The organism is Flavobacterium sp., assembly GCF_043722275.1.
Lineage (GTDB): Bacteria > Bacteroidota > Bacteroidia > Flavobacteriales > Flavobacteriaceae > Flavobacterium.
On the sequence record NZ_JAYSPC010000091.1, the window covers coordinates 1 to 24,779 of the forward strand.

General features: G+C 33.8%; 19 protein-coding genes. 8 read left to right on the plus strand and 11 right to left on the minus strand.

The annotated features are described in order from the left end of the window. Positions 1-690 precede the first annotated feature (690 nt). The 6 genes from ACHZDT_RS11610 to ACHZDT_RS11635 all read right to left on the minus strand — a co-directional run bounded on the left by ACHZDT_RS11610 (position 691) and on the right by ACHZDT_RS11635 (position 8,662). The gene (locus ACHZDT_RS11610; RefSeq protein ID WP_394774790.1) at positions 691-1,560 is read right to left on the minus strand and encodes a helix-turn-helix transcriptional regulator; all 870 of its coding nucleotides are present in this window, start codon (positions 1,558-1,560) and stop codon (positions 691-693) included. 260 nt (positions 1,561-1,820) lie between these two features. After that, positions 1,821-2,360 (minus strand): AAA family ATPase, encoded by a 540-nt coding sequence (locus tag ACHZDT_RS11615; RefSeq protein WP_394774791.1) that lies wholly within the window; start codon positions 2,358-2,360, stop codon positions 1,821-1,823. A 207-nt stretch (positions 2,361-2,567) separates the two neighbouring features. Further along, positions 2,568-5,783, minus strand: a complete 3,216-nt coding sequence (locus tag ACHZDT_RS11620; RefSeq protein WP_394774792.1) for a TonB-dependent receptor domain-containing protein — start codon at positions 5,781-5,783, stop codon at positions 2,568-2,570. Positions 5,784-6,408: 625 nt separating this feature from the next. Next, entirely contained in the window at positions 6,409-7,776 is a 1,368-nt protein-coding gene (locus ACHZDT_RS11625; protein ID WP_394774793.1) for an ATP-binding protein, read from the minus strand. After that, positions 7,766-8,458 (minus strand): response regulator transcription factor, encoded by a 693-nt coding sequence (locus ACHZDT_RS11630; RefSeq protein ID WP_394774794.1) that lies wholly within the window; start codon positions 8,456-8,458, stop codon positions 7,766-7,768. The genes ACHZDT_RS11625 and ACHZDT_RS11630 overlap by 11 nt, the downstream gene beginning before the upstream one ends. 72 nt (positions 8,459-8,530) lie before the next feature. Beyond that, on the minus strand, positions 8,531-8,662 hold the full coding sequence (locus ACHZDT_RS11635) for a bestrophin family ion channel (protein WP_394774795.1): 132 nt from the start codon (positions 8,660-8,662) through the stop codon (positions 8,531-8,533). A gap of 171 nt (positions 8,663-8,833) precedes the next feature. On the opposite strand from ACHZDT_RS11635, the gene ACHZDT_RS11640 reads away from it, so the two are divergent. From ACHZDT_RS11640 to ACHZDT_RS11655, 4 genes are all read left to right on the plus strand, one after another. Then, positions 8,834-9,613: a polysaccharide deacetylase family protein gene (locus ACHZDT_RS11640; RefSeq protein WP_394774796.1), complete on the plus strand. Its 780-nt coding sequence runs from the start codon at positions 8,834-8,836 to the stop codon at positions 9,611-9,613. A gap of 359 nt (positions 9,614-9,972) precedes the next feature. Further along, positions 9,973-13,362: a glycosyltransferase gene (locus ACHZDT_RS11645; protein WP_394774797.1), complete on the plus strand. Its 3,390-nt coding sequence runs from the start codon at positions 9,973-9,975 to the stop codon at positions 13,360-13,362. A gap of 529 nt (positions 13,363-13,891) precedes the next feature. Further along, positions 13,892-16,072 carry an HAD-IIB family hydrolase gene (locus ACHZDT_RS11650; RefSeq protein ID WP_394774798.1) on the plus strand — a complete coding sequence of 727 codons (2,181 nt, stop codon included), beginning with the start codon at positions 13,892-13,894 and terminating at the stop codon, positions 16,070-16,072. 189 nt (positions 16,073-16,261) lie between these two features. Next, positions 16,262-17,788 (plus strand): glycosyl hydrolase family 32, encoded by a 1,527-nt coding sequence (locus ACHZDT_RS11655; RefSeq protein ID WP_394774799.1) that lies wholly within the window; start codon positions 16,262-16,264, stop codon positions 17,786-17,788. Positions 17,789-17,798: 10 nt separating this feature from the next. On the opposite strand, the gene ACHZDT_RS11660 is transcribed toward ACHZDT_RS11655, so the two are convergent. Further along, positions 17,799-18,056, minus strand: coding sequence for a hypothetical protein (locus ACHZDT_RS11660; protein WP_394774800.1), 258 nt, complete (start codon positions 18,054-18,056; stop codon positions 17,799-17,801). Positions 18,057-18,890: 834 nt separating this feature from the next. Between ACHZDT_RS11660 and ACHZDT_RS11665 the strand changes: the two genes are divergently transcribed. Continuing rightward, entirely contained in the window at positions 18,891-19,274 is a 384-nt protein-coding gene (locus ACHZDT_RS11665) for a nuclear transport factor 2 family protein (RefSeq protein WP_394774801.1), read from the plus strand. 72 nt (positions 19,275-19,346) lie between these two features. Continuing rightward, on the plus strand, positions 19,347-19,931 hold the full coding sequence (locus ACHZDT_RS11670) for a Crp/Fnr family transcriptional regulator (RefSeq protein WP_394774802.1): 585 nt from the start codon (positions 19,347-19,349) through the stop codon (positions 19,929-19,931). A 329-nt stretch (positions 19,932-20,260) separates the two neighbouring features. Here ACHZDT_RS11670 and ACHZDT_RS11675 read toward each other — a convergent pair whose 3' ends face one another. The 4 genes from ACHZDT_RS11675 to ACHZDT_RS11690 all read right to left on the minus strand — a co-directional run bounded on the left by ACHZDT_RS11675 (position 20,261) and on the right by ACHZDT_RS11690 (position 22,760). After that, positions 20,261-20,650, minus strand: coding sequence for a RidA family protein (locus ACHZDT_RS11675; RefSeq protein WP_394774818.1), 390 nt, complete (start codon positions 20,648-20,650; stop codon positions 20,261-20,263). Between the two features lie 171 nt (positions 20,651-20,821). Beyond that, positions 20,822-21,385, minus strand: a complete 564-nt coding sequence (locus tag ACHZDT_RS11680) for a Crp/Fnr family transcriptional regulator (protein WP_394774803.1) — start codon at positions 21,383-21,385, stop codon at positions 20,822-20,824. 125 nt (positions 21,386-21,510) lie between these two features. After that, positions 21,511-22,128: a DUF1295 domain-containing protein gene (locus ACHZDT_RS11685; protein WP_394774804.1), complete on the minus strand. Its 618-nt coding sequence runs from the start codon at positions 22,126-22,128 to the stop codon at positions 21,511-21,513. Between the two features lie 65 nt (positions 22,129-22,193). After that, positions 22,194-22,760, minus strand: a complete 567-nt coding sequence (locus ACHZDT_RS11690; RefSeq protein WP_394774805.1) for a Crp/Fnr family transcriptional regulator — start codon at positions 22,758-22,760, stop codon at positions 22,194-22,196. A gap of 342 nt (positions 22,761-23,102) precedes the next feature. On the opposite strand from ACHZDT_RS11690, the gene ACHZDT_RS11695 reads away from it, so the two are divergent. Next, positions 23,103-23,663, plus strand: coding sequence for an RNA polymerase sigma-70 factor (locus ACHZDT_RS11695; RefSeq protein ID WP_394774806.1), 561 nt, complete (start codon positions 23,103-23,105; stop codon positions 23,661-23,663). 109 nt (positions 23,664-23,772) lie between these two features. Continuing rightward, positions 23,773-24,693, plus strand: a complete 921-nt coding sequence (locus tag ACHZDT_RS11700) for a FecR family protein (RefSeq protein WP_394774807.1) — start codon at positions 23,773-23,775, stop codon at positions 24,691-24,693. Positions 24,694-24,779 lie beyond the last annotated feature (86 nt).

Consider the following 24,779-nt stretch of genomic DNA (forward strand, 5'->3'; position numbering starts at 1 on the left):
CGCGGATAAAACAGATTTACTTCGTAAAAACGCGGATAAAAACGGATTTAATTTGCAATAATTTTATTTTTTAAAAGCTTAACTTAATGACATTGCCCGAAGCGTCGGGATTAATCCATCATACGCAATCAAAATTGGCAAATATTGTGGTTATGTTGTGGTTATGTTGTGTACCAGGGATTAAAATCCCTGGCTATAAAATAAATCATTCCTTCGTAATTTTCATAAAAGTTCAGGAGGAACGAAACATATTGTAGGGATGTCCCGAAGCGCAATGTCATTAAGTTAAGGGGAAATCTATAAAATTACTTGACAGTTTAATCAAGAAAGTAACTAGAAAAATCCGTTTTTATCAGCGTTTTCGCTTTAGCGAATCAGTAAAATCAGCGTCTAATTTTGACACGGATAAAACAGATTTACTTCGTAAAAACGCGGATAAAAACGGATTTGACTTGCAATAATTTTATTTTAAAAGCTTAACTTAATGACATTGCCTGAAGCGTCGGGATTAATCCATCATACACATCAAAATCGATAAAGATTGGTTGTGATGTAAATTTTAATGATTCAAAATATTTTTTTTAATCGGTGAAAACCCGTTTAACCTGTTTAATCCGTGGGCAAAAACAATCTTTGTCGAGTCCCTTGATGAGATTCGTCGTTGCTACGGAATGACAAATATGACGGTTTTCATGAAACAGTTCGTAAGTACGAAATTATATCTTGTTCTTTTTCAAGCGTTAATTTCTTTTTAAGGCGGTATTTGTGAGTTCGTACGCTTTCCTGATTGATTCCCAGAAGGTTTGTGATGTCGTTATTGCTCATATTCATTTTGATATAACAGCAATATTTTAAATCTTTAGAACTTAATGAAGGATGTTTTTTGGCTAGAGCCAAAAGAAAATTGGGATTCGATTGTTCGAAATAAATTTTAAAATCGTCCCAGAGTTTGGTGTCGTTTGCAACGTTTTTTATAGAATTTACAATCGACATTAATTCAATTCGGGTCGAATTGTCTACGTTGGGATATAGATATGAAATGCGTTCTTTTACTTTGCGCAAAACTTCAACCTTCTGGTCGAGTTCCATTACATAATGGCTTAATTCGCGTATAGTATCGTTGTCTGATTTTTGAAATGCAGCTGCTGCAAAAGTGGAAGTTGGTTTGGTTTTAGGTTCTGTTTTTTTGAGCAGAATAATAGATTGAATTCGGTAAATCAAAAAATCAGTATTATCAATTTGATTGTAAGGATATGTAAAAACAATACAGTTTTTTGACCAGCATAAAGATTCGCATTCATAACTTTTTGTCAAACATAAAATAGGAATATCTTTTTTACCGGAATTAAAATTAGGATCATTAATTATGGATTGATTTCTGCTAAAACATAAAATTATCAGGTCAGGATTTAATGATTTTGCGGTATCATTCAGGTCAATTGCCCGTGAAACAGAAACGGTTGAAAAAGTGAAATCTGATATTATAGACAAGATATTTAGTACTTTGGTTAAAACCATAGTATCATCACATCCTATTAATATTGTTCTTTTTTCAAGCATTTTTTGGGGAGAATTTATTGCCTGGTTTTGTTTTTAATCTGTTTTAAAAGTAAATATCTATTGATTATGAAAAGAAAAATATGTTACAAAATGGATATTTATTGTCATGAAATCTATTTTTTAAGTCAGATTTATTTTAAGAAAGGAGTATAGAATAAAGGTGATTTTATATCAGATGAAAATAGGATAATTTATAATTTGTTGTAAATTAAATTGTTGTGGGATTATAAAGGGAAAGATATATTGTTTTGAACGTTAATTTAAGCAATATAATTTTGTAAAATGTCAAGTCTTTCTTTAACAGTTAAGTCACCTTCTAAAAATAAGGTGGCACATTTTACTTCGGTCATCCATTGTTTTTGCTGTTTAAGACTTCTGGTAGTTGTATTTTCTTCTAAATCATATTCAGATGCCCATGCAAGAAAGGCGTTGTATTTCGTATTTAATTTTTCATCAGAAAGAATTTTATTTCCATATCTTGAAATTTCCCGTTCCGCTAATCTTTGCAATCTAATTTCTTTGGGAATATATAATAAAACGACAAGATCAAACAGGTTTTTATAAGTTGTATTCCAATGAAATATTGAACCGGTAACGACTACATTTTTTTGAGAATAAAAATCACTTTCGAATAATGAATTACGTTCATCTGCACTTTTTTCGGTCTGAAAAGGAGGATCGGTTTTTTCCCAAAAGTAACTATCAGAGTCAAGATGCAAAAAAACATTGTTGTTTTTTATAAAATTCTCACCTAGTGTTGTAGCGCCGGCTCCTGATGCTCCCATGATCATTATTTTCATTGTATTTTTAATATTTGGACTGAAACTGAAATGGAAAAAGCAATATTTTACAGTTCATTTACCGTTGATGAATAACAAAAGCTCAAATTTAAAATTAAATCTGTATTGAACAGCGAATGTTTTGAACAAATTAGGGATATAAAAAAAGTCCCCCAGTTTCAAACCGCATGAAACTGGGGGACAAATAAAAAAATAAAACACAATCTTTTAGAACGAATACCTAACTCCAAGTTGTCCTTGAAATCTTGAGGCTAATTGATCTACAGTATAAGGAGTAGTTGTTGGTTTCTGGAATGTATATGTTGGATCGCCAGTTGCAACTCCGCCAATATTTCCGGATTTTGTTAAACCAAGGTTTGCTGTTGAATTATAAGTATTTGGAACAAAATAACTTCTTCCCCAATCTTTATTGATAAGGTTTCCAATATTTGCTACACTAAATGAAAGCTGAAATGTACCTACTTTTGAAACCCTGATTTCATCCATTAATTTCAAATCTGCCTGAATGTTCCAGGGCGTTGTATCACCATTTCTTTCTGTAAATGTTCCTCGTCGGCTTTTTAAATAATCATTTCCGTTTACAAAAGCTTCGTAATCTGCTACTTGTTGCGCTGCTGTTGGCGATGGAACTCCGGTAGCACTTACACCAATATATTTAGCTGCTTCGGCTGCATCTTTAAAAATATAAGCTAATCCTGCCGCTTGTCCTGTTCCTGCAATGGTTGAGTTTACAAATCCCCATGAAAACGGATTTCCTGATTGCGCATTAAAATACATATTAGCAGATAATGTGTTGTTATCAGCCACTTTTACAGCATATCCTACATTGGTAACAATTCTGTGTTTGATATTAAAGTTAGAAGTTGCTAATTGAGGATTATTTGGCGTTAAGGATTGATTCATCTGAAAGTTACTTTCCATAGAATTACGAATTCCGTTTGTGATATCTCTGGAATCTCCGTAAGTGTAAGCCGCCATAAAATTCAAACCAAAATCGTATGTTTTCGAAACCATTTCGGTAATGCTGTATCTGTATCCTTTATTGGTATTAGACAATAAGTACGCATTTGAAAATGCCGGATTGATATTCGCCGCATAAATTGGCATTTGATGATTGGTATCATAAGAAAAATAAGTTGGATTATCCGTTTTATTTACTTGTTGAAATTCCAGATCACGAATCACTTTTGTATAAATACCTTCGGTTGTAAATTTATATCCGTCGATGATTTTATCAATTGCTAATGAGTTTCTTAAAACCGCAGGCATTTTAAATTTATTATCTACTAAATCTGCCTGTACTTTTGGCGTTGCATCATGATATCCGTTTAAACCATTTGTTGCCAATGGATCTCCTGCCGCTGCAACTTGCGCCGGAGTAAGGTTGTTTTTATCATAACTTCCGTAACCTACGCCATCATTATAATAAGCATATCCTAACCATGCAAACGGAATACGACCTGTAAATACTCCTGAACCGCCTCTTAAAACAAGCGTTTTATCTTCGTCTACATTATACGTAAATCCTATTCTTGGAGAAACTAATGCGGTGCTAAAAAAGTTGTTTTTTATCTGATTTAACGGCGTATAACTATATGTGTTTCCGTAATTAGGATCAGCCGGAGAATTTTGTACTTGTGAACTTAAGTTAGGTTTCGTAGGCAAATCTGTATAATCGATTCTCACGCCCGGAGTAATTTTTAATTTATTACCAATTCTGATTTCGTCCTGAACATAAAAACTGTAAAGGTTTACTTTGAATTGCGCATACGGATTATTGAAAATCTGATCTCTTGTTGAACCGTCAAACGGATAAGTTCCGCGAACACGAGAAGGAAGTTTATTGAAAAAATCACCTAATGATTTGTATGAAACACGTCCGTTAAGCGCATTTACAAATCCGTAATTAATATCGTAAAATTCGTTATGCGTACCAAATAATAAAGTATGGTTTCCGGTTTTGTAGGTAAGATTGTCCGTGATTTCGGCAGTATTTTGTTTCATATTAAAAACAGTTGCTTCACGATCATTTCCTAAGAAAATAGTTCCTCCGTTATAACCAATTTCTGCCTGTGGAAACATGTCATTGCCTGATTTTGGATCACGATAATCTTTTATTGCCGAATAACTTGCAATAAATGAATTCGACCATTGGCTGTTGAAATGACTTTTTAATTCTAAAACCGTACTAACCGATTGATTTTTCTGGGTAAAATCCATGCTTGAAAACCTGAAATTTGCCGCATCACGTTCTAAGTTTGAAGCTTCGGATATTACAGTATTGTTTCTTAACGAAAGAGAATGTTTGTCATTAATTTTCCAATCTAATTTATTGAAGAATTTTTGGCTTTTTGCAAAGTTATTGTATGCGCCGTAAGTTCCGGGATCAAAGCCGTAATTTGTTTTTACGAAATTCGAAATTTGTTCTGCCGTTGCATTATCCACTAATGAAGTTAATTTTCCGTCAGAGTTCGTTTGTCCTGCATTATAAAACAATGGATCAGTTCGTTCTGCATATTCCATATTGGTAAAAAAGAACAATTTATCCTTTATAATTGGTAAACCTAATCTGAAACCAATTTGATAATCACCAAAAGATTTTGGCATTTTTGAACCATCGCCGGCATTATTAGGACCTGTAATAGCGGCGCTTCTGCCATAACTGTAAATAGATCCGCTTACTTGATTTGTACCGCTTCTGGTTACGGCGTTTACGCTTCCTCCTAAAAAGTTTCCTAATTTAATATCATAAGGCGCAATATAAACCTGAATATCCTGGATCGCATCAAGACTTATAGAGTTGGAACGCGTACTGCTTCCCGGCATTCCAGATGTTCCGGATTGTCCGCCTAATGACGGGCTAAAACCAATTGCATCATTGTTGATAGAACCGTCAATTGTTACATTATTGTATCTAAAGTTTGTTCCTGCAAATGAGTTGTTAGAACTCTGCGGAACCAGTTTTGTAACATCCTGAATTCCTCTGTTAATTAGCGGTAAACCATTAATTTTCTTCTCATTAATACTTGTTCCGTTATTTTTAGACGAAGGTTTAGAACCAGTTATTACAACCTCTTCAAGTACATTATTATCTGCTTTACTAACCACAATTGTAGGTAAATCATTGTCGCCAAGAGATAAATTAATTTGTGCGTTAGAATAATCTTTAGTGTCCGGACTTTTAATTTCTAATTCATAAGGACCGCCGGCATTTAAATTTTCGAAACTAATTCGGCCCTGTTTATCCGTTACAGCTCTGTAAACAGAATTTGTAGGCAAATGCGTTAAAGTAACCGAAGCGCCAATAAGCGGGCTTGTACCATCATTAACTTTTACAGATAAAGATGAGGTTGTAATCTGGGCAAAAATGTTTCCCATGACAAGGAACATTAAAGCCGAAAAAAAGAGTTTTAGTTTTGTCATTTGTTGTTTAGTTTTTATTTGACAAAGAAACTCAGTTGTTTTCGATAAGATTTAACGCTTCTGTTAACTTAAAATGATAAAACAATTCATTGTTAACGCAGGATTATGAACGTGTTATTTTGGCAGAATTGATTTAGTTCTTTAAAATCAGCGACTTGAGTAAAATGCTAAAAATAAACAGATTAGAGTTACATTTAAAGTACATTAGAAAAAGATTAGAGTGTTAAGCAATTGTTACCGATTGTGAAAATTGATTATTATAGTATGGCATTTTTTTCTCGCAGATTGAGCAGATTGAGCGGATTTTTTTGTGCTGTCTGGCACTGAATTGGTAGAAATTTAATTTTAAATTCAATAGAGTGCCGTTAGTTACGCAACGAAACGGTAGATATTGCGTATTTATGACATGTTATATTTATTTCTGGTTATTATGTGAAAATATTTAGTACCTGACGGTACAAGTGCCCAACTATTTTACATTAATATTGTGGAGTATTTTAGTCAAAATAAAAATCTGCTCAATCTGTGAGAAATAAAACAAATCCTAATAAAAAAGATTTGTTTTTATCATAGAAATATGGATGACAATGATTGTGGTTTCTTTGGCTATTATACGCATGATTTCTTAAGGAAATAAAAGTGAAAACGAAGTTCCTTTCTCCAACTCAGAATCTACGATTAAATTAATATTATGAAGTTTAAGAATTTGCATTGTAATAAAAAGTCCTAAACCTTGTCCCTGAATATGTCGGGTATTATCACTTCTAAAAAAAAGATCAAAAATAGATTCCTTATCCTTATCAGAAATTCCGTGTCCGTGATCTACGATTTTTATCAGAAGTTTTCCATCATCTGAAAGTATAAAAACATCAACTTGTTTAGGAAAAGAAAATTTAATAGCATTGTCCAGAATATTGTACAATGCAATAAAAAGCATGTGTTTATTTGCGTGAACCGAAAGTAAATCCTCATGATCTGCGATGGCATTTAAATTGACCGAAACCTTAGATTCCGGATATTCAATAGCTTTCTTTTCGAGAACATTCCACAAGATTTCATCAATTCTCACAGTTTCCATTTGTTGAGGTTCAGAAAGTTCTAGTCCTGATAAAACCAAAAGTCCTTCAAGAGTTGCCTTGAGATGTAAGGCATCTTTGCGAAGCGATTTTAATATTTTCTCGTATTGTTCATTGGTTCTGGGTTGTTGTAATGAAACATCAATATCGCCGATAATAATAGTAAGCGGCGTTTTTAATTCGTGCGAAGCATTTTTTAGAAAATTATTTTGGATCATAATCCCACTTTCCAGTCTTTCCAGTAAATAATTAAAAGTGGTAACAAGTTCCTTGATTTCGTCTTTTCCACTTGTTTGCGGAATCTCTAATCTCGTTTGCAGATTTTCGGTTGTTATTGTATTTACTTTTGCAATAACTTCCTTAAAAGGACGAAAAGTTTGCTTGGCTAAAAAAGTTCCTAAAAGATAATTTAACGGAATTCCCGCGAGATAAAAAAGAAGAAACATAAAACCAAGGATTTCAAGTTGTCGGTTTCCGGCACGATCAATTCCCGAAACTACAATGATAAAATCACCCTGATTATCTTTGTAAAATAAACCAACAAATTGGCGGTCATCTCTTTTAAACGTTAAGATTTTTTCTTTTGTGATTGTTTTTAATTCCTTTTCGCTTAAAGCAAAATCAATATTGTCATGTATGTAAAGCTTGTTTGTATTAGCATCATAAACCCTTATCGATTCATTGTTTATGCGTTTGTACTGAAGTTCAATTTGTTTATAACGAGCACTGTTAAGTTGTTTTATTTCATCTTTTTCAAAATAAAAAAGCGCCGTTGTCATCGCATGATCTTCAAGATTATCAAAATAAAGATCCTTCATATGACTTCTAAACAACAGGAAAGATCCAGCCATAAGCAGTCCTGTTATAAAAGCAAAAAGCAAAGTAGAATTTCCGGCTAACTTGTTTTTAAGATTCATAACTCTTTTGTTTGAGCATATATCCCGTCCCTTTTATGGTATGAATTAATGGAGTAGGGAAGTTCTTGTCTATTTTATTTCGCAAATAATTAATATAAACATCCACCGTATTTGAGGTCGTATCAAAATCAATATTCCACACAGCTTGTGCAATTGCGATTCGGGACAACGCTGTTTCGCGATTTTTCATGAAGAAAATTAAAAGTTTCAGTTCTCTTGAAGATAAATTGAGTTCTTTTCCGTCTCGTGAAGCACTTTGTTCCTTCATGTTTATTTCGATTCCGGCATATGACTGAAAGTCTAAAATCCCTGCGCTGAATTCGGCACGACGAAGCTGTGCATTTATTCTGGCAAGCAATTCTTCAAATAAAAAAGGTTTTGCAAGATAATCATCGGCTCCGGCTTGTAATCCTTTTACTTTTTCGTGTGGCGTATCAAGCGCACTCAAAATAAGAATTGGTACAATGATTTTTCGGCTTCTTAAAACTTCACAAACTTCAAATCCGGTAATATCGGGCAGCATAATGTCGAGAATAATAATATTATACCCGTTTTCCATAACTTCTTTTATGGCTTCAAAACCTTTTGTAATCGTTTTGACTTCATATAAATGTTCTTCAAGTCCTCGCGTAATAAACGAAGCAACTCTGGGATCATCTTCAACTAATAATACTTTATTCATAACCGGATATCATTGGACAGTTTATTATCAGAAATTAAGTAATGCAATAGTTGTCAGGGTTTTGTATTGGGATTATTTTTTTGCCGAAACTAAAGAAAATGAAAAGAAAAGCAATAATAAAAGCCTTGGAAGAAGTTGCGGTAAAACAGAACCTTTCCATTCAAATAGCATTTTAAACCAGGTATTCTTTTTTTTGATAATCATTGGCAGTGATTAAATTTGATGTCATAAAAGTAACTAAAACCAAGGGCTCTCGCAATGAATAGGAAAAATATATATTACGCAATAAAATGAATTTTTGTAATCAGGAAATAACTATCTTTAAAATCAATAATAGCTATTTGAAACATAATTCTTTAACAATAAAATCCTAATATGAAGATATTTTTTACCCGAATAATACTGTTTTTAATAGTCTTAACTTTTTTTTCCTGCGAAACTAAAAAACAAAACCAGGAACCAAAACCGTATAAAGCGGGTGTACTTTTATCTTTTGATGATGCCTATGTCGATGAATGGTACGAAGCAGATCAGGCTTTGAAAAAATACGGATGGAAAGCAACTTTTAATGTTTGCAGAATAGATTCTATTGGCGCTCCACAAATCAAGAAATTGCATGAAATGGAAAAAGAAGGACATGAGATTGCAGCGCACGGATATCATCATTACAATGCCGTAAAATTTGTTAAACAACACGGAATCAACGCTTATATGAAACAGGAAATTGACCCGATGATTGTTTCCATGAAAAAGCATAATTTTAATGTGACGTCATTTGCTTATCCGTATGGAGAAAGATCTCAGGCACTTGACAGAGAATTATCCAAAGATTATAAAATTATACGAGGAAGATCTTTTGGAGGCGAAGTTCCCGAAAAGCAAAATAGCTATTTTAATAATTCTAAAATTGTATTTGCGTTTGATATCGACAATAGCCACATTCATTTTAGTATTCCGTATGTTTTAGAATTACTCGATTATGCTAAAAAACACAATAAAATTTTGCTTTTATGCGGTCACAGACCCGTTAAAAATGTAACCGAAAATTATCAGACAAAAATTGAAACGTTAGAGTTTATTTGTAAATACATGAAACTTAACGATCTTAAATTCTATAAGTTATCTGATTTAGATGAATTATTGCCGGAAGAATAAATTTTAACTACAGTTAAAAATCACCCTATTTTTACAGCTCTGGAAGAGCGTCATATTTATAGAAAATAAATATTAGGTTTTGAGGCAAAGCTCCAGAGGAGCGCTATATTTATAGAAAATAAATATTGGTTGTTAAAATCAAGCTCCATCGGAGCGACATATTGCGTAATTATTAATTTCACCCCGCTTGGATTCTGTTGTATTTGGTTTCTAATATCTATAAATATGTCGTCCTGCCGGGACTTAATTAATCCTCTTAATCTGTGGCAAACCTTTTTTTATAATTGCCGGATAATCAAAATTTACAACTAAATATAATCAGAATTTTACCGTATATTTATGCAAATCGTATGAAGACTATGGATAATAAAAAACAAATATTTCAAACAGAAACAAAATTACGCTGGAGAACTTTTCAATGGTCAACGAGGTTACTTATTTTTCTCCTTCTTATGTTGATTCCTGTTTTTATTATTACGCTGCAAAGAGGTTTAAAGCCTTCCTTGCCCATTTTAGGCAACGATACATCAACACAAAAACTTTTAAATCCCACAACTCCCGCAGAACTTACGGCAAAAGAACTGATTAAATACAAAGGTTTTAACAGCTTTTTGAGATCAAAATCAAAGATGGAGAAACTCAAAAAACAAAATTTAACCGTTGACTTTCCTGAAATTCGTGCCGCTTTTTATGTCGATTGGGATCCGCAAAGTTTGTTTTCTCTTCAAAAAAATATTGACAAACTCAATATGGTTGTTCCGGAATGGTTTTTTATAGATCCCAAAACCGATTTACTGCGCATAGAAATTGATACCGCGGCTTTGAAAATCATGAAAAAAGCCAATATTAAAATTATTCCCCTAATCAATAATATAAACGAATCTAAAGGAGAAGGAGAATTTGATGGCGATATGATTCATCGAATTTTACACGATAATGTCAAAAAAGAAAGACTGATAAATGATATTGTTAAAAACCTTAAAAAATACAAACTTCAGGGAATTAATATTGACTTTGAAGAGTTTAAAGAAACCAGCGACGAACCCATTATAGCTTTTCAGAAAGAATTGTATGAAAAACTGCATCCAATGGGATTGATCGTGACGCAGGATATAATGGCAAACGACGATGATTTTAATATAAAAGCATTATCGCAATATAACGATTATATGTTTTTAATGGCTTATGATGAGCATTATAGCGGAAGTGTTCCCGGCGCAATCAGCAGTCAAAAATGGACAGAAAGAATCCTGGATGAAGTTGCAAAAGAAATTCCGTCGAACAAAATTATCCTCTGTTTTGCAGGTTATGGTTACGATTGGGAACAAAGTAAAGAAGCCGTAACCGTAACTTATGATGAAGCATTATCCCTCGCAAAACAATACGGCGCAACGATTGCTTTTGACAATAACAGTTACAACAATTCATTTAATTATACTGACGGAAGAGGAAAAAAACATCAGGTATATTTTACAGATGCGGCAACAAATTTTAATACAATCAGGTTTGCAGATGAATATGGAACTGCCGGAACCGCATTGTGGAGATTAGGCAGTGAAGATGGCAGATTATGGCATTATTATAATAGAAGTTTAACTAATAAAAGTATTGCAAAAGCAGCATTTGATTTTAAAGTTTTAGAAAAAGTACACATGAGTTTTTCAACACCGGATTATATTGGTGAAGGAGAAATCCTGAATGTATTAACAGATCCTCAACCCGGAAAAATTAAGCTTCAAACAGCTGCAAATGAATCCATAATCACCGAGGAACATTATGAAGAATTGCCAACAAAATATGTAATAAGCAAGTTTGGGAACGTACATAAAGAGGTAATTCTAACTTTTGATGATGGTCCCGATCCTACTTATACGCCGCAAATTCTGGATATTTTAAAACGCGAAAAAATTCATGCCGCTTTTTTCGTAGTCGGACTTCAGGGCGAAGATAATATTCCGCTTTTACAGCGCATTTATACTGAGGGACATGAGATTGGGAATCATACTTTTACGCATCCTAATATTGCATTGGTAAGTAAAGAAAGGGCTTCTGCCGAAATGGAAACCACAAGATTGCTAATCGAAGCCGTAACAGGACGAAGCACAGTACTTTTTAGAGCTCCGTACAATGCTGATGCTGAACCAACAACAGAAGCAGAATTGCGACCTGTTGCCTTAAGCAAAGCCCAGAATTATTATACCGTTGGCGAAAGTATCGACCCAAATGATTGGGCAAAAGGCGTTATTGCAGATAGTATTTACGCAAGAGTAATTAGAGGATATGAAGCTGATCCCACTAAAGGAATTATTCTGCTTCATGATGCCGGCGGAAACAGACAGGCAACTGTAGAAGCTTTGCCGAGAATTATTAAATATTTTAAGGATAAAGGAATTCAGTTTACCACTGTTTCTAAGTTATTGGGAAAAACAAAAGACGAAATTATGCCCAAGGCAAAAGGCAATTTGGTAACCATTGACAACATTATTTTTGATCTCGGATATTGGTTTGGTCATTTTATTACAGCCGTTTTCTGGATTGCGATTCTGTTAGGTTTTTTTCGCATTTTATTGATGGCGATTATGGCTTTTTTAAAGAAATGGAAAGACTATAAACATCCATTAAGTTATGATACAACAGGAGAAACACATCCAAAAGTAAGTATTATTGTTCCGGCTTATAATGAGGAAGTAAACGCCGTAAAAACACTTCATAATTTACTGCGACAGGATTATCCTAATTTTGATATTATTTTTGTCGATGATGGTTCAAAAGATGCCACATTTAGTCAGGTCGATACAGCATTTAAAAATCATGATATTGTAAAAGTACATACAAAAATTAATGGAGGTAAAGCCTCTGCGCTTAATCACGGAATTGCCATTACTCAAAATGATTTTGTAGTTTGTATTGATGCCGACACGCAATTAAAAACCGATGCACTTTCGCAATTAATGAAGCGTTTTACTTTACAGTTTAAAGACAATAAACAAGTTGGTGCCGTTGCCGGAAATGTAAAAGTTGGGAACGAAAATACGATGCTCGCAAAATGGCAAAGTATTGAATATACAACGGCGCAAAATTTTGACAGAAGAGCTTTTGATTTAATTAATGGAATCACGGTCGTTCCCGGAGCAATTGGCGCTTTTAGAAAAGAGGCGATTGAAGTTGCCGGAGGTTTTACAACAGATACACTTGCCGAAGATTGTGATTTAACGATCAGGATTCTTCGAAATAATTACCGAATCGTCAATTGTGTCGAAGCCGTTGCGGTTACAGAAGCGCCGGAAACTTTGAATGAGTTTATGAAACAGCGTTTTCGCTGGAGTTATGGCATTATGCAGGCTTTCTGGAAAAACCGTGACGCTTGTTTTAACCCCAAATACAAAGGCCTCGGAATGGTTTCATTGCCAAATGTCCTGATTTTTCAGATTGTGCTTCCCATTTTTGCTCCGCTCGCAGATTTAATTCTGATAGTAAGTTTAATCTGGAATCATAACAACATAGACAGCCTTCACAAAATAGGAATTTATTATCTCGTATTTATGTTGGTGGACATGCTCGTGAGTGTGATTGCTTTTATTTTCGAAAAAGAAAAATTAAGCAAACTAATCTGGCTGATTCCGCAACGATTTGTGTACCGTCAGTTGATGTATGTGATACTTTTTAAAGCAATTAGAAGAGCTATAAAAGGAGAAAGCCAGAGTTGGGGAGTATTAACCAGAACCGGAAATGTGGGATCGCTGGATTAGAAAAATAATAGTTCAATTAACTTTACAGCTCCATCGGAGCGTCATATTTATAGCTATTGATATGTCACCCCGCTGGGGTTTTGTTTCATTTGTTTAATTTTCTATAAATATGTCGTCTCGCTGAGACTAGAAACGTATGTTTTTTCAGCTCCATCGGAGCGGCATATTTATAGCTATTGATATTTCACCTCGCTGGGTTTTTGTATCATTTGTCTAATTTTCTATAAATATGTCGTCTCGCTCAGACTAGAAAAGTATTTTTTTTACAGCTCTATGAGCGTCATATTTCCGTAACTATTCTGGCTTTATTTTTTTAATTTTCTAATAAATATATTGTATCGTTAGGACTTGAAGACACCATGTTTTCAAAATTTTCATCTTATTATCAAAAAAGCATAAATACATTTTGTCATCACTATGATTCTTACATAATTGCTTTAAAATGTTAAGAATCCTGTTATTTTTTTTAGGAGTTCAGGTCAAATTCGTCGATTTTTCGTACCTTAAATTTTCTAACAAATAAAGTACAATGATGACAAAATTACGAATTTCATTAATCAACATTCATGGACTGTTAAAAGGTTCCGGTTTAGAGATTGGTAGAGATGCTGATAATGGCGGACAAACTAAATATGTGTATGAACTCGCTGAGTTTTTATCACAACACCCAGATGTAGAACACGTTCATATATTTACAAGATTAATTGATGATCCTAAGCTTTCACCGGAATATGCAGCACCTATCGAAATCATTAATGAAAAATTAGACATAAGGCGAATTCCCTTCTTAGGAAAAAAGTACAAACCAAAGGAACAATTATGGGACGGATTGGACACTTTTGTAAACGGAATTGTCCAGCATATCAAACTTCATGATATTTTCCCAAACTGGATTCACTCGCATTATGGAGATGCAGGATATGTGGCAAGCGAATTATCTACAATTTTAAATATTCCGTTTGCACATACCGGACATTCATTAGGATATCATAAAAAGAAAAAACTGCTGGAAAGCGGTGAAAATGAAGAAGAAATTGAGAAGAAATTCAAGTTCGCACAAAGAATTGCGGCTGAGGAAAAAACATTGGAATTATCTGAATTTATTGTTACTTCGACAGAGCAGGAAATTGAAACTTACAAACCCTATTTAAATTTTGATTTAGGAAAATACCACGCCATTTCTCCCGGAATTGATACCAGTAAATTCGTTCCGTATTACCACAGAGAACAGGATGGCGAGAAACAAATGGAAGAGGAGCAGCGCAAATATTGGGTTGCCGAAACCATTTCAAAGTTTTTAATAAATCCGCACAAACCTTTTATTTTAGCGCTTTCACGACCTGATCGCCATAAAAACCTTCATACTTTAATTGAAGTTTATGGAAAAGATAAGGAATTGCAAAGCATTGCGAATCTGGTAATTTTTGCCGGAATCAGGAAAGACATTTCGCAAATGCCGGAATCTGAAAAAGATGTTCTGACGGATCTTTTATTGTTAATGGACAAATATGATTTATACGGAAAAATGGCAATTCCGAAGAAACATGACGTTGAAAACGAAGTTTCGATTATTTACCGTTATGCTGCCGAAAAACGAGGAGTTTTTGTGAATCTGGCTTTGCATGAAAACTTCGGTTTAACCGTAATTGAATCTGCAAGTTCAGGATTGCCTGTTGTTGTTACAAAAAACGGTGGACCATCTGAGATTATTCCAACTTGTCAAAACGGAGAATTGGTAGATCCGCTTGACGAAAATGAAATCAAAAAATCTTTAAGAAATATCTTAACTAATGAAAGTCAATGGAAATATTACTCTAATAACGGAGCAATTAATATCCAGAAACATTACAGTTGGTTAAGCCACGTCAATCAATATGTAGAATTGGTGAATGAAAATTTATTATCATCGTCAGGTTCAGGATTCAAAAAACAGCATTATCCAAATATTAATATTGAACGATTAAAACGAAAAGTGGCGCATTTATTTGTTTCGGATATTGACGGAACTTTGATTGAACCCAAACTTAATAATCCGGGATTACTGGAATTGAAGGAACATTTGAATAACAGAACCGATAAAATGGCTTTTGCCTTAGCGTCAGGACGAAATTTAGCGCTCGTTAAAAAAGTCATTGAAGAGGAACAATTTCCTATTCCGGATTTTATTATTTGCTCTGTGGGAACCGAAATTTATTATACAAACGGTAAAGATTATATCCTTGACAAAGGCTGGGCCAAATTTCTCGCCGGTCGCTGGAAACGAGAAGATGTTGTGAATAGATTAAAGGAGATTCCGTGGTTGCGAATGCAGGAAGACGAAGCACAAAACCCTTATAAAATATCCTATTATTATGATAAAGAACATTACGATTATGACGAGATAATTGCTGCATTAGGCACAGGATGGTACAAAATAAACATTATCCCAAGTCATGGCGAGTTTTTGGATTTTATTCCAAAAAGGGCTTCAAAAGGAAATGCCATTAAATTTTTGTGCCGTAAATGGTCGATTCCGTTAACGAACGTAATAGCTGCGGGCGATTCAGGAAATGATATTGATATGTTTCGAGGTGCAATTAAAGGAATCATCGTAGGAAACCGAAGTATAGAATTAGCTAAATATGAAACGACTAAAAGTATTTATGTGGCTAAAAGTTCAGCTTCGTCAGGGATTTTAGAAGGATTAAAGCATTATAAAATAATTAAATAAAATAAAATAAGGTGAATTTACGTCCATTTTGTCATTTCGAGGAATGAGACCCAAGCGATAGCGAACAGGCGAAACAAATCTACGTACGATATTCTACAAAGATTGGCGATTTTGTTTGTGGAGATCCTTCCTTCGTCAGGATGACAAAAGCGGTTACATTAAACTCCTTAAATAATAAAAATATAAAATATGTATTCAGGTTCAGGATTTAGTAATTGGGAAATTGGCGACGTCGATGTATTCATTGACGAAAACGGAATCCATCATTTATTTCATTTGATAATTCCCAATCATGATTACATTGCGCATGCCGTTTCAAAAGACGGACTTTCATGGAAAAGAGTCAAAAACGCGCTATTTGTGGGTGATCCCGGCGAATGGGACGATGATATGTTATGGACAATGCACGTAAGTAAAAACTCGGCGGGCGAAGGTTACGAAATGTATTATACAGGACTAAAACGCAAGGATAAAGGATTGACGCAGAAAGTAGGACGTGCAATTTCGCCAGATTTATTGCATTGGACAAAAGACAATCAATACGGTTTACCACTAAAAAGTGACGCGCCGTATTATGAAAGCAGAGATAATAATCCGCGGGAATGGCTCAGTTTTAGAGATCCTTATAAATACCAATTTGAAGGAGAAGATTATTTACTAATTTGTGCCAGAAGTGCCGTTGGTCCTACATATAGACGAGGTTGCATAGGCGTAGCAAAAAGAGGCGAGAAGGAATTTGTGCTACAAAAACCATTGCATGTTGCGTATGTTTATGATGATATTGAATGTCCTTGCGTGGTCGAAATAAAAGGAATGCATTATTTGCTGGGTTCTATTCGGGAAGATATAAAAGTGCGTTATTGGTTTTCACCGGATTTTAAAGGCGAATATCACGCTTTTCATAATAATGTATTGCTGCCACAAGGTAATTATGCTGCCAGAATTGTAAAAGAAGGCGATTATTATTTGATTTATAATTTCTATTTTGTGGGAGGAAATGTCAATACACTTCGCGTGATTCCGCCGCCAAAACAATTGGGCGTTGATACAAACGGAAGACTTTTATTAAAAACATATCACCATTGGGAAACGCTTTATCAAAGAACAATCCATCAAAAAAACTTGCCAATTCCAACGCCGATTTTAGGAAATCCATCGGCAAATTTTGAGTTGGAAAATGAAAATAAATGGCGAATAGGCTGTAGAAGCGGCTATGAAGTGTATTGCTTTGAAAAACCATCAGAAAATTTTGTCTGGGAAGGAACTTTGGCGGTGGAAGGAATGGGGAAAACAGGTTTTGTAATCGAATGTGATGATGAAGGAACTGCGTATTATATTTCGATTGATTTTGTAAACGGTTTTGTTCAGTTTAGAGCGTGGGGATTTAATGAAAAAGACGTAAAAAATAATTTTGTTTTCGAAAATATCCAAACCAATCAGTTTGAAATTGTAGAAAATAAAGAGATTTATTTTAAGATTATTCGCTACGGAAATTATTATGAACTTTCGATCAACGAAGTCGTCAAATTAACCTTGTTGGATTTCAAATACAGCGAAGGTAAAATTGGGGTTTATGTTTGTTCAGCAATTGTATCGTTAAGCGATTCTAAAATTCACGTAATTCCGGAACCGGAAAATGAATATGCAACCGCAGATCCAAATAAATCATTAGAAGAATACAACAAAATAACACAAATAAAAGAACCTTTGGGTTAATTAAATAAAGTTAAAAGTTTTCAATTATTGAGGAATTACTGTCTATAATACTTTGAACGCTTTGTATAAAAGTTTCGGTATTACTGATTTCGTCCTTGATATAGATATCATAATTGTGCAGTTTGAATTGCTCCAGCATATCTTTTTTAAGATATTTTATCATCGATTCAAGACTTCGCGTGTCAGTTTGGGTCTTTTTTAATTCGCGTTGTTTGCTTTTCAGGTAAGCCAAAGTTTTATTTAACCGTTGTACATTTATGTTGTCCACGCTTATTCTTCTTAAAAATTAATAAAAAAGAACGATAATCAGGAATAAGATTAAATCCAATGTTTTTCCAAAAACGTTACAGTGAATTGAATCCAATCTCATTACAAGACTATCGTTTTAAACAATTACGATAAAACTTACTTTTGAGTTTTAAAAAAGGTTATAATTTTTGAAATAAAGATGGTTTTTTGATTGTTAGGTTTGTAACTGTTTGAAATACTTTTGTTTGTAATTTAAAGAATTTTGTTTTTGCCCACAGATTGTGCGGGTTAAACTGGTTTTTACGGATTTTATATTTTTTTTGCCACTCCCGATAGCTATCGGGATCCACTAATTAGCACGAATTTAATTATTGCCCGCGGTTTCTGCTGATTTTGTCATCTCGAGGAACGAGAAATCTCATTGAATGTTATTAAGTTAAGTTTTTAAAAAATAAAATTATTGCAGATCAAATCCGTTTTTATCCGCGTTTTTACGAAGAAAATCTGTTTTATCCGCGTCAAAATTAGAGCTGATTTTACTGATTCGCTAAAGCGAAAAACGCTGATAAAAACGGATTTTTCTAATTGTTTTCTTGATTAAACTGTTAATAATTTTATATATCGCCTTAACTTAATGACATTGGGATCTCATTAAGGAGCTCCGCACAGATAAGTGACAATCTTTGTCGAGTTACGAGTGTGATCCTTCCTGCGTCAGGATGACAATAATGAGAATAAAATCTATGGCAAACAAATCCTGTCTTAGAATAAAAAAGAAAATATCTCTTAAACTAGTTAAACTTTTTACTGAAAATCCTCCTGTAAGTTTGCATGAACTTAAAAATTAAAAGTCATGATAACATCAGTAGAAGAAATGATTGAACAATATGTTTCGGCGTGGAACGAGAATAATCTCGAAGCATATAAAAGAGAATTCGGGAAATGCTGGGCAGCAAATGCTGTTTATGTTGATCCGTATTCTGAGGATATTATTGGAGTAGACGGAATAGCAAATTTTGCACAGAAATCACTGGAAATTATTCCAAACAGAAAATTCAAGGTATTAGAAAAACCGGAACATCACCACACATTTGGAAAATATGTCTGGCATGTAGAATATGAAGAAAAAACCAATACGGGTTATGATTATTTTGAATTCAATGCAAATTTTGAGATTACGCGTTTGGTTAGTTTTTTTAAACTCTCAAACGATTATCCGTTAGAAAAACTGCAATAATTAACGCTTCAAAAAAAATGATTTACTTCAAATCAAGCGAAAAGAGTCCTTACATTAGCATTATAAAATAATATGATGTACGGACTTTTTTTCCAAAATATAGCAAAACACATTCAGTTAGAAATAGCCGAAGAAACGCAGTTAAAATCAAAACTTCATTTTAAGATAATTTCTAAAAACGAAGCGCTTTTAACGGCAGGAAATCCTTGCAGGAATATTTATTTTGTCAATAAAGGATGTTTGCGCATTTATCAGAATCATAAAAATGGCGAAGAAACCAATATTTTATTTTGTCCGGAAAATTGGTGGGCTTCGGACATTAATAGTTTTTCATTGGGATTACCTGCAACTTATTCCATTGATGCGCTTGAAAACAGTGAAGTAATTTATATCGATCTAAAAGATCTGGAAGAACTTTATATTCAGATTCCGAAATTAGAGCGTTTTTTTAGAATTCTGTTTCAAAACGGATTCGCTTTGTACCAAAACAGATTGACGCTCGCACTTTCAACATCTGCCGAAATTCGTTACGCACTTTTCAACAAACAATATCCCATGTTGCACAAAAGGATTTCGCAAAAACATATCGCTTCGTATTTAGGGATTACGCCCGTATTTTTAAGTATCATCAAAAAAAGAGCGATTGAAAATAAATAAGGTTGATTTTAATTTACAGTATTAAACCCGACAGTTTCAGGCAATGTCATTAAGTTAAGTTTTTGACTAGCCTCCAGCTTCAGCTGGAGGTGTTTAATGCGCACGATAAGGTGGCTTTAGCCAAATCACACATTTTTGGCTAAAGCCATTCAGATTGATTTTATAAATACTCCAGCTAAAGCTGGAGGCAATTCAAAACTACACATTGCTTGAAAAATATAGGTTGAAAAACCTTAACTTAATGACACTGGGCTTCGGGACTGTCGGGTTTACTTTATCAATATCAACATCAACATCAACATCAATATCAATATCAATTTGAAATCAGATTATTTGACAACCGTAGCTTCTAATTCTACTTTTAAGGTTTCAAAAAGGCTTTTGACTTCCAGTAAAGTTGTGGCTTGTTTGATACCGTGTTTCGCAACCCAATCCTGAATAAGATTAAAATGAGGCCAAAGTTCCTCAGTATTTGTGGTGTAAATATTCAGGCGCACAATTCCTTTAGGTTCATATCCGGCTTCGGTAATTACTTGTTCCAGATTTTTAAGCGCCAGTTTTATTTGCGATTCCATGTTTTCGTTACTCGAAATTCCGTCGGCATTTATTGCCGTTTGTCCTGAAACATAAAGTGTTCCTTCCGGATTTTTTACTTCAACAGCCTGAACATAACTGCGCTGATTTTGCCATTCCCAAGGATTAATTGCTCTTTTTTCCATTTGTTTTGCTTTTTTAGTTTGTGCCAATATTGGCATCGTTAATACTAGTAATACTAAAAGTTGTGCTGATTTTTTCACAATAACAGTTTAAAATTTGTACTGCAAAATTGTAAATTACAAGTGGAATAAGGTCTTGACATTTCTCACGAATTTAAAGTGAGATATGTCACATCAGGAAGATAATCTGCTTAAAGTTTCGCGGGAAATCCCCAAATACGAAGCGATAAGACTTTTAGGAACGCGCTGAATTAGTGATGGAGATTGTTTTAAAAGCTGTTCGTAACGTTCTTTTGAGTTTGAAGTGAGCCAGGAAATAATACGTTTTTGTGATCCCAGAAACCCGAAGGTTGCCTTCTCCAGAAAAAAGCGTTCCATTTTTTGAAGTCCGTCGCACATTTTTTTATAATCGTCAAGCGAAAAACAAAGCACCTCAGTATCTTCCAGACATTCTAATGACATTGTGGCTTCGGTTTGAGTAAAAAACGCATAATAATCGCTTTCCCACCAATCTTCCATAGCAAACGAAACGATATGTTCTTTTGCAGCATCATCGGTGTAAACCAATTTTAAAAGTCCGGAAATTACAAAATAAGAATGTTTTACAGGATCACCTTTCTGAATAAGAAATTGGTGTTTCTTAAATTTTTTAGTCGAAAAATGAGTGCATATAAATGCAAATTCATCATCCGTTAACGGAATTATTTTTTCGATATGTTCTCTAAGATTTGCCTGCATATTGGGTTCAAAGTTATTGAAATTTTAATAATGAAATAGGATAAAGCTAAAAAAGACAATCCGTAAAGATTGCCTTTTTCTATTTAAATATCTTTTTCAAAACTTTAATATATGCTTTTACGCGGTTAAAACTTCGGAAATAAAATGCCTGTTTTCTTTTTGTAATCATTAAAAGCAGCGTGTCTGGACATCGATTGATCTTTGTTGCGCATATTTTTGAAAAAATACAAAATCCAACAACCCAATATTAAAAACGGAAGCCAATGCCATGATAAAAGCGCATAAGAAGCATAAATTAATATTTCGCCCAGATAATTAGGGTTTCGGGTTCTTGCAAATAAACCATCATCAATAATTCCTTTTTGTAAACGTAATGTATAATGTTTTTGCGCATCGCTGACATAATGCATAAAAATTCCAAAAGTATAAATTGCAGGCGCAACGGCAAAAATCCATGCAGGCAAAGTAATGTGTCGGGAAATTAAAAGAAACGGCGCAATATAATAGGCTGCAAGTGGCAAAAACGGAGTCAGAATCCCAATCCAGAAAGGAATTTTTTGTTCAAATCGTTTGTCCGGATATAAATCCTGTTTTAAAAGCCATAATAAGGAATATGTTCCGTGCAAACCCAAATACAAAAATGCTGAGACAGACCAATTATCATAATACCACATTAGGAAAATGACAAACGGACTTACCAGTATTTTATGAGCGTTGATAATAAAATTTACGGTTAATTTCATGATTTCTATCTTTTATAATTAAGGCAAAATTGCAAAAGATAGTCAGTCAAAACAATGAACCCAGGTTAAGAAATTCGCTTTCTGATCCTGCTTAAAGCTTGTGGCGTAATGCCAATATACGATGCAATATATTTTAACGGAATGTGTTTAATAAGTTGTGGCTGTTGGGTAAACAAATGCAAATAACGCTGTTCAGCAGAATCTTTGAGGAAGGAAATTTCTCTGCGCGCTTTTTCTAAAAATAGAGATTCACCGGCAAGTCTTCCCATAAAATTACCTTCTTTTGAGTTTTGATAAATACTTTGCAAATCATCATATGATATTTGCCAAACCACAGTTTCTACCAGAGATTCAATGCAATATGTACAAGGTATTTGGGTAAGAAAAGAATCGTAAGCGCTGACAAAATTATTCTCGAAAGCAAAGCCAAAAGTCAGATCTTCAATTTCTTCCGGAATATAAAGTCGGACCATTCCTTTATTGATAAACGAAAGATATTTTTCGGTTTCGCCAGCTTTAATAAGCAATGATTTTTTGGGATATTTTTTCTGTTCTAATTTCGATGAAAACAATTCCCAATATTCCTCCGTCAATTGCAATTTAGTTTGAAAATAGGCTTTTATCTGTTCCATGTTTTAGACGCGTTTACATTATAAAGATCCTGCTTTTGGTTATAAAATTACTGAAGTTTATACAAATAATCCATTTTATTTCTTTCGAATTAATCTTAAAAACTCATTTCGATTATTTGATATTCGGTTACAAAATGTTAATACAATGTTTCATAAAATGACCTTTTTATTAATATAAACGTAACGTTATCGACCTACCCTGATTTCTAATTTTGGAGACATATATAAAACAACACTACTAGTATATGTCATTTTTAAAATTAAGAATACATCGCAAAAAAATAAGGAGAATATGTCTTTTACAAAGCGCCATTTTTTCTAATACTACAAAAGCAAAACATCATGTATAAAGGTTTTACAGATGAACAGCTTGTTGAATTGCTGAGACAGGGAAAAGACAAGGCGTTTGATGAATTGTATTTTAGATATCGGGATGTTTTGGTGCGTTTTGTATATGTGCGCATGAAATCTGTGGCGATTGCTGAAGAGATTGTTCAGGAAGTTTTTACCACGATTTGGGAACGCCGGAAGACCATTGTTATCCAGAAGAAATTCTCGGCTTATGTCTATACTTCAGTTCGTTACGTGACTCTGGATTATATAAAATCACACACAATCACAGATCAGTATATAAAGGAAGTGATGGACAGCAATACAAATGATTTTAGCAGCAATAATAGCACAGAGGATTCTATTTACTACGAAGAATTACAAGAAGCGGTTGACAAAGCGACTTTATTACTCCCAAAAAAATCCAAGGAAGTTTTTATCCTAAGCCGAATCAAACATTACACGAACAAAGAAATTGCCGAGGAATTGAACGTGTCGCACGAAACCGTAAAGTATCATATTGCTTATGCGCTAAAATTTATGCGAAACTATTTGGGCGAATTCAATTATTAGGTTTTGAAATTGAGGTTTGCATTTTCTTTTCTTAACAAAAGCGTAACCTTATTGACCTACCTGAAATTGAGATTTCCAAGACATACTATTAAGAGATAAACAAATTATAATGCCTGAAAAATTACATCAAGATATACAACTTTTTCTGGAAGGAAAACCGTCCTTAAAAGGAGAAGAATTATGGAATAACTGGTACGATCATCCAGAGGAAATTCTGGATTCTGCTACAATTATAACATCAGATCGTTTGACTTTAAAAAAGGAAATCAGACAAATTAAAAAAACAAACAAGGTTATTTTTCTTCAAAATAGAAATTGGGCGATGGCAGCTTCTTTGCTGTTTTTAATGGGATTATCGTGTTTTTTCTATTTGACATCGGTGAAAACCATAACCAGACAATATGCTACAAAATCAGGAGAACACGCCAAAATAACATTATGCGACGGAACCCAAATCTGGTTGAACGTGGGAAGTTTATTAAAATATCCTGTTGAATTTAATGGCGGAACACGTGAAGTTTATTTAACCGGAGAAGCTTTTTTTGATGTTGCCAAAGACAAAAAACATCCTTTTATAATTCACACTGATAAAATGGATACCAAGGTTTTAGGAACCAGTTTTAACGTTCAGGCGTATCCCGATAATACGACGCAGGAAGTTTCGGTTTTAACCGGAAGAGTGAATGTAAAATCGACCGTAACCGAGGAAAATGTGTATGTAACGCCGGGACAAAAAGTGGTTTTTAAATCTCAGAATAACAAGTTGAAGGCTTTTACAGATATTCCGGTGAATTCAATTTCGCTATGGCGGAAAAATATTATTGTTTTTGAAGATGCGCCTTTGCCCGAAGTCATCGCTACGATTAACAGAAATTATAATGTAACAATCCAGATCGAAAACAAGAATTTAAACAATCTAAAAATTAGCGCTTATTTTAAAGAATTACCTGTAGATCAGGTTGTTGCTTTAGTATGCAATATCATTAATGCCAATTATAAACTGGAAGCAGGAAATTATATCATACAGTAAGATAAAAGAATTAAAAATTGAGAATTAAAAATTAAAAATCTGCTTAATCTGCGTGCAAAAAATAAGTACACAGAAACTTATACTTT